The sequence below is a fragment of the Rubidibacter lacunae KORDI 51-2 genome (assembly GCF_000473895.1).
Lineage (GTDB): Bacteria > Cyanobacteriota > Cyanobacteriia > Cyanobacteriales > Rubidibacteraceae > Rubidibacter > Rubidibacter lacunae.
Genome location: NZ_ASSJ01000066.1, coordinates 54,307 through 65,300, shown reverse-complemented (window position 1 = coordinate 65,300; position 10,994 = coordinate 54,307). Strand labels below are relative to the sequence as shown.

Annotated in this window: 11 protein-coding genes; 7 read left to right on the top strand and 4 right to left on the bottom strand. The window is 59.2% G+C overall.

Features of this window, described 5'->3' with window-relative positions; all coding sequences use genetic code 11:
- Nucleotides 1-239, top strand: a 239-nt coding sequence (locus KR51_RS11715; RefSeq protein WP_022607992.1) for a tetratricopeptide repeat protein, incomplete at its 5' end; no start/stop codon positions are given.
- A gap of 155 nt (nt 240-394) precedes the next feature.
- Here the strand turns inward: KR51_RS11715 and KR51_RS11710 are convergent.
- The gene (locus KR51_RS11710) at nt 395-1,186 is read right to left on the bottom strand and encodes an IS5 family transposase (RefSeq protein ID WP_022607991.1); all 792 of its coding nucleotides are present in this window, start codon (nt 1,184-1,186) and stop codon (nt 395-397) included.
- On the bottom strand, nt 1,080-1,469 hold the full coding sequence (locus KR51_RS21315; protein WP_071783289.1) for a hypothetical protein: 390 nt from the start codon (nt 1,467-1,469) through the stop codon (nt 1,080-1,082). Before KR51_RS21315 ends, KR51_RS11710 begins: the two co-directional genes overlap by 107 nt.
- Before the next feature lie 421 nt (nt 1,470-1,890).
- On the opposite strand from KR51_RS21315, the gene KR51_RS20280 reads away from it, so the two are divergent.
- The gene (locus KR51_RS20280; protein WP_022607987.1) at nt 1,891-2,061 is read left to right on the top strand and encodes a hypothetical protein; all 171 of its coding nucleotides are present in this window, start codon (nt 1,891-1,893) and stop codon (nt 2,059-2,061) included.
- Entirely contained in the window at nt 2,061-3,896 is a 1,836-nt protein-coding gene (locus tag KR51_RS11705; protein WP_022607985.1) for a glycosyltransferase family 39 protein, read from the top strand. The genes KR51_RS20280 and KR51_RS11705 overlap by 1 nt, the downstream gene beginning before the upstream one ends.
- Here the strand turns inward: KR51_RS11705 and KR51_RS11700 are convergent.
- On the bottom strand, nt 3,888-5,852 hold the full coding sequence (locus KR51_RS11700; RefSeq protein WP_022607983.1) for a DICT sensory domain-containing protein: 1,965 nt from the start codon (nt 5,850-5,852) through the stop codon (nt 3,888-3,890). The two genes, KR51_RS11705 and KR51_RS11700, sit on opposite strands and share 9 nt — an antisense overlap.
- Before the next feature lie 56 nt (nt 5,853-5,908).
- On the opposite strand from KR51_RS11700, the gene KR51_RS20275 reads away from it, so the two are divergent.
- On the top strand, nt 5,909-6,097 hold the full coding sequence (locus KR51_RS20275; RefSeq protein ID WP_198016767.1) for a hypothetical protein: 189 nt from the start codon (nt 5,909-5,911) through the stop codon (nt 6,095-6,097).
- 85 nt (nt 6,098-6,182) lie between these two features.
- Here the strand turns inward: KR51_RS20275 and KR51_RS11695 are convergent, their stop codons facing one another.
- A complete protein-coding gene (locus tag KR51_RS11695; protein ID WP_022607982.1) occupies nt 6,183-6,716 on the bottom strand; it encodes a DUF1499 domain-containing protein in 534 nt (177 codons plus the stop codon).
- Nucleotides 6,717-6,936: 220 nt separating this feature from the next.
- Here KR51_RS11695 and KR51_RS11690 point away from each other — a divergent pair, with 220 nt between their 5' ends.
- The 3 genes from KR51_RS11690 to KR51_RS11680 all read left to right on the top strand — a co-directional run bounded on the left by KR51_RS11690 (nt 6,937) and on the right by KR51_RS11680 (nt 10,965).
- A complete protein-coding gene (locus KR51_RS11690; protein WP_051358179.1) occupies nt 6,937-7,464 on the top strand; it encodes a J domain-containing protein in 528 nt (175 codons plus the stop codon).
- A complete protein-coding gene (locus KR51_RS11685; protein WP_022607980.1) occupies nt 7,461-7,733 on the top strand; it encodes a DUF3143 domain-containing protein in 273 nt (90 codons plus the stop codon). Before KR51_RS11690 ends, KR51_RS11685 begins: the two co-directional genes overlap by 4 nt.
- Before the next feature lie 709 nt (nt 7,734-8,442).
- Complete coding sequence (locus tag KR51_RS11680; protein WP_156915098.1) at nt 8,443-10,965, top strand: DUF3536 domain-containing protein; 2,523 nt, start codon at nt 8,443-8,445, stop codon at nt 10,963-10,965.
- Nucleotides 10,966-10,994: the final 29 nt, after the last annotated feature.

The window sequence follows — 10,994 nt, the reverse complement described above, 5'->3', positions numbered from 1 at the left end:
ATTCGCAAGGGAGGTACGAGGAAGCGTTACCCATGTATCAAAAGGCTGTGGAAATCCTGTTTCAGAAACTGGGTTCTAGTCACCCAAATTCTCAGGCTGGTTTTGACAACTATGTGTACTGCCTATTTTCGTTTCTCAATACTCTGCCGATTGAGGAAGCGTTGCAACGACTACCGCAAGAAGCTCACGAAGATTATTTAACCCATCGCTCTACCCAAGAATCTTCAGAAAATGATTAACCGGGAATAATCTCCAAGCCTCCAATTCCGACCGCACCAAATCCACGCAGATACGTTAAAAATCAAAAAAATCCGCTTATTTTAAATATTTAGAAATAAAGCCAAAAGCTGGCTAAATCTTAGAGGCCATTTGAAAAGTTCAGGGAGGTATCAAATTACGCCAGCCGTCTGAGCATCAGTCGGATCATCGCAATCCGAATCATCGTCTCTGATGACTCCGGCAGGTACTCGTAGTCCACGTTCAACCGCCGATACCAACACCACCAGCCAAACGTGCGCTCCACTACCCACCGCTTCTGCAACAACACAAATCCCTTCGCCGCCTCCGGTCGCTTCACCAGCAACACAATCCACCGGCAGGTATCCATCACCCACTGCAGAAACGGCTTACCGCTGTAGCCCCCATCCACCCACACCAGGCTAATCCGCCTCACGCGCTCCCCCAAGCGATGCAGCCGCTGCAGCACTTGCTTGCCGCCCTGGCGCTCCGGCACGCTCGCCGCTGTCACCGCCACGCACATCAGCAATCCGAGGGTGTCCACCACAGTATGGCGCTTGCGCCCTTTGGTTTGCTTCGCTTTGTCGTAGCCGACAGCGCGCGCCACCATCGGCGCAGTGGGCACACTCTGGCTGTCGAGCACCACCTCTGACGGGGTCGGGTCGCGACCGTCCGCAGCTCGGGTGCGGTCGCGCAGGTAGTCGTGCAAGCGCTGCCAAGTGCCGTCGAGACGCCAGTTACGGAAGTAGGTGTAGACGGTTCCAGTAGGGGGGAAATCGCTCGGGAGGTCTTGCCACTTGCAGCCTTGGACAACCAGGTAGAGGATAGCGTTAAGGACGGCGTTAAGTGAGGTGCTGCGGGGGCGACCGCCGGATTTGGCAGCAGGGAGCAACGGCTCGATGAGCGCGAACTGGTCGGGAGAGAGATTGCTGGTGTAGTCTTTGGGCATAGCTCACACGGTGCTGTCGTTTCAGTATCAACAGCGTGGACCGTGTGAGTTTTCTAACATCGGATGAGGACTTTTCAAATGGCCTCTTAGCTTTTATAGGAGTATCAGAAAAAAGTGCTCCTTTTATCGAGGAATGTCGGGAAAAGGGATGTTGCTGAGGCGATCGCAAATCCTTAATGCCCAGAAGCGATCGCGCCTCTGCCTCCGGCTCGACAATCAGAATGTGGCTGGGGTAGTTTCCCGAATAGCGATCGTAGTGCCAAGCCATCCCGGCGCGGACCATCTGGGTGTTGACCGATTCATCCCCAACGTAAGCCTCTGCGATAATCCGTTCCTAGGCAGGGATATCGAACTAGATCGGGTCGCGGTGCAGAACCGGAGCAGCGGCGATCGCGCCGAAACCAATCGCGAGTAACCAACGTTTAATGCTCATCAGGCACCGCAACTAGGAAGGAAAGACTATTCACCTCATAACGCTGCTGCTCTTCCAGCTCCGCAATCGAAGTTGGGCTTTGCCGAGCGATCGTTCACAATCGCTGAAATGCTAATGTCACGCGGCATGGTAGTTAACTTCCCTTAAGCGAGGGTTGCCCGCTCTGGTAAGTTGGGTAAGTGCCATAAGTCATAGGGTCTTGGTCGGCAATCCCGTCCGCGCTACAAGGGCTTGGGAGGCGGCTGTCGGATCGAGATTTTTCTGGAGTTTGATGGCAGGACTGCTGTTTCTAACCGCCAATACCGCACAGTTTTTTACAGTCAGTTTACGACCAGATTCACTGCCGTTGCTGTTGACACTGCTGGGCTTGGCAGCGGTAACCGGTTTCGGGCCCTACCGCTGCTCGGGTGCCTTTTGCAGGCTGGGGATCGCTGCCACGTGATGGATTTTCGGACTCCCGGGCAACGCCCGGCACAGTCGAACGGGTGGCTGCACGCGCTCCGCGACCGCGCGACCGTATTGGCTGCCGAACCGTGGCTGTGGATCTGGACGGCGGTTGCATTGGTAGTGCGGGTGGTGGGGCTAGCAGCGAAACCGGCGTGGCGGGACGAGCTGGCAACGACGGTGTTCGGACTCGGGAATAGTTTCCTGGACGTACCGCTGAATCGCGCGATCGCGGTCCCCGAGCTCCTACAGCCGCTCGCGTCAGGCGGAAGCTGGGGCAGCGTGTTGCAGAACTTGTTTGCAGAGAGCACGCATCCACCGCTCTTTTTCTTGCTCGTTCACGGTTGGATGCAAATCTTTGCGCCTGAGGGAGGCTGGCCGGCATTGACGGCCGCGCGATCGCTTTCAGCTTTGTTGGGCGCGCTCTCGGTGCCGGCACTTTACGTACTGATGCGCATGGCCGGCACGCGTCGGATGGCACTGATTGCAGCGATGCTGATGGCGCTGTCGCCATTCGGGATTTTCTTGGCGCGTGAGGCACGACATTACACGCTAGCCGAGCTGCTGGCGATCGCGTCGCTGGCTTGCGGACTGCGGGCGGTGCAGGCGATCGCCGGTCGCAGGCAGTTTTCAATAGCGATCGCGCTGCTTTGGACGGCAGTGAATGCGCTTGGCATGGCGACGCACTTCTTTTTTGCCTTCGTGTTGGGCGCCCAGGTACCCATGTTGCTGGGTACGATGTGGGCGGTGCGATCGCGATGGTCGCGCTTCCCCTGGCAGGCATTGCTGGTAGCGATTGGCGGCTCGATCGCGGGAGCGATCGTGTGGCTGCCGGTGCTCGGAGATATTAGTGGCTCGAGTCCCACGCAGTGGATCTACGATGGCGATCCTCAGGAGGATTGGCTGCAGCCGCTCGCGCGCTTGCTGATGTGGAATCTGAGTCAGGTGACACTATTGCCTACAGCAGTGACAGCGCAGGTCCCAGTGCCGGTGGCGATCGCGTCGGGCGGGCTGATGGTGGGGTTTGCACTTTGGGCCCTACCGCGCGTGGTGTGGGGGTGGCGCCACTGCCCGCAGCAGTTGGAATTAAAGGCGCTGAGCGGCTACTTCCTGAGTGCCATCGCGTTATTCCTCGGCTGCACTTACGGATTGGAGCTGGATTTGACCTTAGCTTCGCGCTTTCAGTACGTGTATTTTCCGGCCGCGATCGCACTAGTGGCAGTGGCAGTGGCGACATGTTGGCGCGTTCCGGTTGCCGCACCAGTTGCCCGTTCGGCTCGCTTTGCAGTAAGACCCGATTACCGCACGGTGATTGCTTTTGGGCTGGCCGGCACGTTCGGAGCAATGACGGTTATTGCGAATGCGGGCTATTTGCAGACGCCCCGTCCGGATTTGCTAGCCCGTACGATTGCTGCAGCCGAGGCCGAGAGCGATCGCGCGGTCGGCCCGGTAACCATTGCGACGATACACCTCCACCACGGGCAGACGGGCACCATGATGGCCCTGGCGCGAGAGTTTGACCGAGCCGAGGTAGATTTTTCCGTGGAGTACTTTCTTGCCCATCGCGACCGTGCGGCCGGAGCAGCGCGCGACACTGCCGCGATCGCGGCGTTGCGATCGGAAATTGCAACGCGCGCGAGGCCGTTCGATTTGTGGTCGATCGGCCGACGCTTTCGCTTCGATCTGGGTGCCGAAGGGTGCGATCGCCAGTTGCGCGGCGATCTTGGGGAATACAACTACCGACTTTATCGTTGCACGGACGACCAATCCTCAGAGCGGGCGAACCGGGTCCGAACCGCGCACGGCAAGGCCTTCAACCAATCGTCAGGATAACGAGCGACGCTGGGAGCGCTGTGCGGGCAACGAAGAGAGTGGCGAATCAACGGAACTCGTGCAAACCGGGACCGTGAAGTGGACCTGAGTGCCGCGATCGCGTCCGGCCGACTCTGCCCAGATCTGACCGCCCCACTTGTTAACGATCTGCCGGCAGATGGCTAATCCCAGACCCGTGCCGCCGGTCGTACGTTGGAGCGCACCTTCTTCTTGATAAAAGCGGTCGAACACGGTTTCTAAAAATGCCGGCTCGATCCCCCGCCCCGTGTCGGCAACGGTCACGCTGACCGAGCCGTCGCTGCTCTGTTCGGCAGCCAACGAGATCGTCCCGTCAGGATCGGTAAACTTACAGGCGTTGTCGAGCAACTTAGCTAGCACTTCAACGAACCATTCACCGTCGGCGCTTACGGGAGGTAAGTCAACCGCGATCGCCGTGTGGATTGCCGGGAGACTATTATTTTTTTGGCGAGCGCGAGCCCGGGCGTTGCTGATAGCGAGGTCCGCACATTCGTCGATCGCCACCGGTTCGGGGTTCCACTCTACGCGACCGCTCTCCAAACGCGAGAGCGTCAAGAAGTCTTGGATCAAATCCCGCATCCGTGCGGCATCGTTGAGGGCTGTGTTGAGCATGACCTGGCGCAACTCACCGGACATGTCCGGTTCGGCAGCAAGACTTTCCAAACAAACTTGCACGGTCGAGAGCGGCGTTCGCAGCTCGTGGCCGGTAATCGCTACCAGGTTGGACCGCGTGCGATCGAGAGCGGCCAGCTGTTCGTTTAACTCGCCGAGATGCGCGTAGGCTTCGGCTTGGGCAAGAGCAATGCTCACTTGATTGGCGATCGCTTCCACCAGCCGGACGTCATTGGTCTGCCAGCTCGGTCGGGTCGGCGTACAGCGGTGCAGCTCGATCGCCCCGAGCAATCGGTCCTTGTAGAACATCGGTACGACTATCCACGCAGATATGCTTGCCCGTTCGAGCCATTCACCAGTCGCAGTAGCGTCGAGATCGGCGGCGAGGTCGTCGGAGTAGCGCGCATCGCGGGCTTCGATTGCCGCTTGCAGCAGCGGATGGGACTGCAGAGGCAGGCGCTCGCCAGCGAGAGAAGGCAGATCGCTATCGAGATACTCATGCGCAACAGTGGCACTGTCATCCTCTGCCCGACAGCGGTAAACAATACAGCGGCATGCATTTAAAGTGCTCCCAAGCTGTTCGACAGCCGCTTGCAATACCTCAGCAGGGTCGAGGGAACGGCGCACAATGGTGGCGATCGAGCGCTGCAGGCGCTCCATGCGCTCCTTCTCTGCCAAGGAGCGATAGGCTTTGACGAGTCTGTACTGACCGGCTTGCAGGTGCGTGACCAAGCGTTCGACAAACGGTTGCGGATCGGGTGCTCCAATAGCGCCTGATTGCACGTACCGCGATCGCGTCTCGGCAAGAGGGTCGGCAAGCTCGGGTCGGAAGGCGATCGCGCGATCGATCAAGATGTTGGCAGCAATCGTACAAACATCGCGATCGAAGGTCCAAACCCCTTCAAAGCGGCGAGCAGCCTCAACATCAGGGGCGGCGACGGGCTCGCTGTCGCATTCGCGGCAGATCAAACAGGCAGCATCGCTCGCACCGAGTACGACCAAATGCCACTCGCGGGCAAGCGGATCGTCCGGCGGGAAGGCGATCGTTTCGTAGTCGCCGCTCCCCGCCCGGAACTCGGTTTCGGGTGCGGCTAGAACGTAGACGTGAGGGGTAACCTTCGCAATGCGGCGGTATCGATAGGCTTCTTGACGGTAATAGCGCTCGCGTTGAAAGCTGGCGATAACCATGAATGGCGTACTACTTGCCAGCACGCGATCTTCCATGGCGTGTGAAAGCGCGGTTAGCGACGACTTGAAATAAATCTGCGCTCGCAAGTGCGGCAGGGAAGCCAGCAACGCTGACAGCACTGAGGTCGTTTGGCTCATCGCGTTCGGTCCGGTTTTCTCTAGCAGCAGGGTCGCGCTCGTGAGAACCCGGAACGTTGAGACCTGTTCCTATCCGGCAACGAGCAATTGGAGCGATCGCATCGATCGTCACCGCCAATACGAACGTCGGTTCGGGTCGAGCGCTCATTGAATATCCTACGTTTAACACGCGGGCGTTGTCCCAGCCGAACTATTGCTCTCAGGTTAGCGCGTTCCACTGCAGTGAATACGGTCGATACCGCTGACGAGAGCATCTTCAGACGGTATCGACCTCAAGTTGTTAGCCAGTTCAGGGCGAGCGCGCCACTCCTCCTGACGGTCGCTCGGGTCCTAGACTGCAAGCGCCGCGCGAATTGCCTCGATGCGTTTGCGATTGACCCCGAGATCGGACTCGCCCAAGCGCGAAGCCGAGCGCACCTGGACGCGTCCGTCGCCATCCACGTAGAACTCTACGTCATCGACGAAACCCATGATGCGGCTGGTGAACTGAGCGTAGAGGTAACGATTTCCCGTCTCGATGATTTTCGTATTGTCAATGTCTTCTAACAGTGACTGCAGGCGCCCGATCGCCGCCTCAGGTTTGCCGGGAAGCTCCAGCGGGGCGATGCGATGGTCCTCCTCCACACTCTGGCTCGACACGCAGTTTGGCGACGGCGGACACGGGGCAAGCCGTCCGTCCGCAACGCCCAAGTTCGTCGGTTGGGAACCGGAGAACGAAAACAAACGTGCCAATTGCACGGGGGCTGCAGCTGGACGCTCTGTCGGAACAGCGACTGCCGGGGGTGTGGCGCCAACCAACAATGCCGAAGCGAACAATAGCCCGACCACCCAACCGGATAAGAGCGTTCGTAAGCAAGAAAACATGACCCTAAATTGTTGCGAAACGTTACGAACATCCTATCAACCACGGGCGGTCCCGCATCAACCGAGTGTCGGTTCCCCCGCACGTTTGCTGGATTCGGACTTCCAGGGCGGGAGACGACTCCGCTAAAATATGGGACGAACTTCCCGCCGCTCATCTAGGAGCCTGCGCGTGACCCAGCGATCGCACGGATCCCCTTCTAAACGAAGCACCGCAGCTCCGATGACGAACAGCTATTACGCTTTGCTCGGATTGCACCCGTCGGCATCGCCGATCGCGATCCGCCGCGCCTATCGCGAACTCAGCAAGCGCTACCATCCCGACACTACCGATTTGCCAGCCGATCTAGCTAAGGCCAAGTTTCAAATCTTAAATGAAGCCTACGCGACGCTCAGCAACCCACAGCGCCGCTCGCTCTACGACCAACGTATCGGCTATTCGCGCATCAACGTCATTCAAACGCCCGATTACGCGCGCACGGCTCGGACTCACCGTGCGGCCTCATCGGCTTATTTAGACCCGACCGATCGTCCCCTATCGGCCGGAGAAGTCTTCGCGCTGTTTGCTCTGGGTCTGACGCTCTTGACCTGTCTGTTATTGGCAATTGCGATCGGATTAACGCGCGGCGACGTGACGTTTCAGATGCCCGCTACTGCTGCTGCACCCCTCGAGCGCGCAGCCTCAACGCTGCCCGGCGCAGGCCTCGTCTCACCAGCACCCCCAATTGAGGAGGCTCCCACCCGCCCATGACGTTGCCGCCTGCCGAAACGCCTCTGTACAATCACCCCCTGCCCGACCTCGAGCAGTGGCTGCGCGATCGGGGCTGCCTGCGCGATTGCGACGATCTCCACCGCTGGTTCATCGAGCAACCACAGTGGAAAGCAGAAATCTGCTTAGATGTTGAAGAAATTGTCGTGCGCTACATCGAAGCCGGGGCAGACGGCACCGATGTCAATCGTTCGTTTCGCTACTCGCTCAGTCGCGGCGACGTGGAAGAAGCCGTCTTTTCCGGACCATAAGCTAAGCGCTCGATTGCTCGCAGCACTCTTCCAGAATCGAATCCAGCTCGGTGCGATGGCACTGAAAGTGGCGATCGACGCCGGCAGCCGGCGGCTATCATGCGGCGACTTGTGGGGAGTTTGACCGCAGGCAATCCCGACCTCCTGCTTGCAATCCGTTCTGCGATCGCCCGCTAGTTCTCCCTGCGAAGCAGAGCGATCGCACGCCAATAATTCAAAGCAAATCTGACGATCTAATTTCCGTCCCCAAACTCCTCCCCCCCCGGCATTGCAACGGTTTTGCGACTCAGTTGCAATCGCGGTCGGGCGGACTTGAACTGCCTGCCAAAATAACTGCATGCCAACATCTTTTGAGGTCGTTTGAATGCCGCTTAAAACTTCATTGGTATTTTCGTAATGGGATGCTGGCATGGAAATCCAGCCAGATTTCGGTCCCTAAAATGAGCGGTAATCACTATTAAATGAACTATTGTTGCGGTCCTTTTCTTTTCCTTGCCGTCCCTTTACAACTCTCGTCATTAAGTATCCCAACAGAAAGCTTTATACATTTGGGGATCGCGTTACTAATTACATTTAGGACTGTTAAGGTGCCGTTGGCAATACGCTGCGAGCGATCGCCCGAGCTTGCTCCGAAACACACCCCCTCAATGAGTAGATCATGGACGCCGAAAAGCCTACAGCGGCCGCCGAAGCGACGAAAGATACCCCCATGGCGGTGACTTCGAGCGCAATCGCGCCGGACCCGTTGCTGATCGCAACGGGCGTCTACGTGACGGTCCACGGTCACTTTTACCAACCGCCGCGCGAGAATCCCTACATCGACGCGATCGAGCGCCAGCCAAGCGCCCACCCGTTTCACGACTGGAACGAGCGCATCCTCCACGAGTGCTATCGCCCCAATGCCTTTGCGCGCATTCTCGACGAATCCGAGCAAATTATCGATATCGTTAACAACTTCGAGTTCCTCAGCTTCAACATCGGACCGACGCTGATGTCGTGGTTGGAACGCCACGATCTCGAGACTTATCAGCGCATCCTCGATGCCGATCGCAAAAGCTGCGAGCGCCTGAACGGTCACGGCAACGCGATCGCTCAGGTGTACAACCACATCATCTTGCCGCTGGCTAACGAGGGCGACAAGCGCACTCAAATCCGCTGGGGTGTTGCCGACTTCCGCGGTCGCTTCGGTCGCGATCCCGAAGGCATGTGGTTGGCGGAGACGGCAATCGACTATCCGACGCTCTCCCTAATGGCAGCCGAAGGCATTCGCTTTGTCATCCTTGCACCCTCCCAAGCCGAGCGCTGTCGCTTGCGGCCGACGGAGCACGATCCCGACCCCACTTGGCACGGCGTCGGCGGCTCGCAAATCGATCCGACGCGTCCCTATCGTTGCTACGTCGGCCCGCCCGATGCCACGGGCGATCGTCCGTACGTCGATATTTTCTTCTACGACGGTCCGATCTCTCGCGATATGGGCTTCGGCGACGTGCTGAATAGCTCGCACCACCTCGGCGGCCGGCTCGGGCAGGCCGTGCGCGGCGACCGCCGTCAGTCGCAATTGATCAACATCGCCACGGATGGAGAAACGTTCGGACATCATAAGGGCGGCGCGGAAAAGTGCGTCGCTTACGCGTTCATCCACGAATTCCCCCAACGCGGTTGGACGACGACGAACTACGCCCATTACCTGAGCCTGTGCCCGCCAACCTGGGAAGTGGAACTCAAACCGGTTACGGCATGGAGTTGCAGCCACGGAGTCGATCGCTGGCAAGACGATTGCGGATGCGGCGGCGGCGGTGAATGGAACCAAAAGTGGCGGCGTCCTCTGCGCGACGCGCTCAATTGGTTGCGCGATCGCCTCGGTACGATCTTCACCGAAGCCGGCAGCCAGTTGCTGCGCGACCCCTGGGCGGCCCGCGATGCCTATGTGGAGGTGGTGCGCGATCGCTCGGCAGCTAACGCGGCAGAGTTTCTAGAGCAACACCAACACCATCCGCTGAGCGCCGACGAGCAGGTAGACGCATGGCGCTTGCTAGAGATGCAGCGGCACTCGATGTTGATGTTTACCAGCTGCGGTTGGTTCTTTGACGAGATTTCACGTCCGGAAGGCACGCAGATCTTGCGCTACGCCGCGCGGGCGATCGAGTTAGGGGGCGATGCTTGCGGCATTCAGCTCGAAACCGAGTTCCGCGCCCGTCTGCGCCACGCACCGAGTAATGTCGACTGCTTCGTTGATGGCGAGGACGTCTACCGGCAGTTGGTCGAACCCGCCCGCGTGACGATCGAACAGGTTGCCGCTCACTGCGCGATCGGCTCGCTGTTTGCCGCGCTCCCGCTTACCCGCCGCGCCTACTGCTACGACGTCCAGCAACTCGATTACCAACGCCAGCACCTCGGCACCCTAACCTTGGCAGTCGGACAGTTAGAGCTAACTTCGCAAATCACCCGCGAAAGCGAGCACCTCATTTTTGCCGTACTGCACTTAGGTGGATGGGACTTTCACTGCTGCATCCAGCCCTTCACCGGCCGCCGCGAATACGCGCAGCTGCGTTCGCACTTGTTCGATAGCTTGCGTCACGCTAGCGCCGCGCGGACGATTTCAACCATGACCGAACATTTCGGCACCCAGTCGCTGGGGTTGGAAACTCTCTTCACCGAGGAGCGCCACCGACTGATGCAACAACTTGCAGCAGCGACCCAGCGCCGCCTCGACCAACTCTACACCCAGGTCTACCGCGACAACTACAGCATCTTGGCCGCGTTCCACCGCGACGAGCTGCCGGTCTCGCGCGAGCTGCAGGTGGCGGCCGAAATCGCGATCGCCCACCGAGCGACGCTGGCTGCCCGCGCGCTCGAGCAGTCGATCGCCGAGCCGACCCACCGCGCCAATCACCTAACCGAGCTCGACGCGATCGCGACCGAAGCCCACCACCTGCGCTGCACCCTTGACGTGCCCGAGGCACGAGACATCCTGGAGCGGTTGATCCTGCGAACGCTTTGGGAGTTATTGCACGGCGAGCAACCAAACCACGCCGAGCTGACCGCCCTAGTCGAGCGGATGCTCGCGCTCGGTCGCGCGCTCGACGCCGGCATCGATCTCGCTCAGGCACAAGAGCTCTTCTATGCCTGGTGGCGCGATTGTCGCAATACCAGCCGAGAGACCGATCCGCACGATCGCGAACTGCATAACCTACTGAAACTGGGGCAGCAGATGGCGATCTCGATCGGTTAATGCGTTGTCCATAACCACCAGCCTGCGGG

Excerpts from the sequence above, each read along its gene's own strand:
- KR51_RS21315 (WP_071783289.1), bottom strand. The coding sequence starts at position 1,469 with ATGGTCCGCGCCGGGATGGCTTGGCACTACGATCGCTATTCGGGAAAC.
- KR51_RS11690 (WP_051358179.1), top strand. The coding sequence starts at position 6,937 with ATGACGAACAGCTATTACGCTTTGCTCGGATTGCACCCGTCGGCATCG.
- KR51_RS11705 (WP_022607985.1), top strand. The coding sequence starts at position 2,061 with ATGGATTTTCGGACTCCCGGGCAACGCCCGGCACAGTCGAACGGGTGG.
- KR51_RS11710 (WP_022607991.1), bottom strand. The coding sequence starts at position 1,186 with ATGCCCAAAGACTACACCAGCAATCTCTCTCCCGACCAGTTCGCGCTC.
- KR51_RS11680 (WP_156915098.1), top strand. The coding sequence starts at position 8,443 with ATGGCGGTGACTTCGAGCGCAATCGCGCCGGACCCGTTGCTGATCGCA.
- KR51_RS11695 (WP_022607982.1), bottom strand. The coding sequence starts at position 6,716 with ATGTTTTCTTGCTTACGAACGCTCTTATCCGGTTGGGTGGTCGGGCTA.
- KR51_RS20280 (WP_022607987.1), top strand. The coding sequence starts at position 1,891 with ATGGCAGGACTGCTGTTTCTAACCGCCAATACCGCACAGTTTTTTACA.
- KR51_RS11700 (WP_022607983.1), bottom strand. The coding sequence starts at position 5,852 with ATGAGCCAAACGACCTCAGTGCTGTCAGCGTTGCTGGCTTCCCTGCCG.
- KR51_RS11685 (WP_022607980.1), top strand. The coding sequence starts at position 7,461 with ATGACGTTGCCGCCTGCCGAAACGCCTCTGTACAATCACCCCCTGCCC.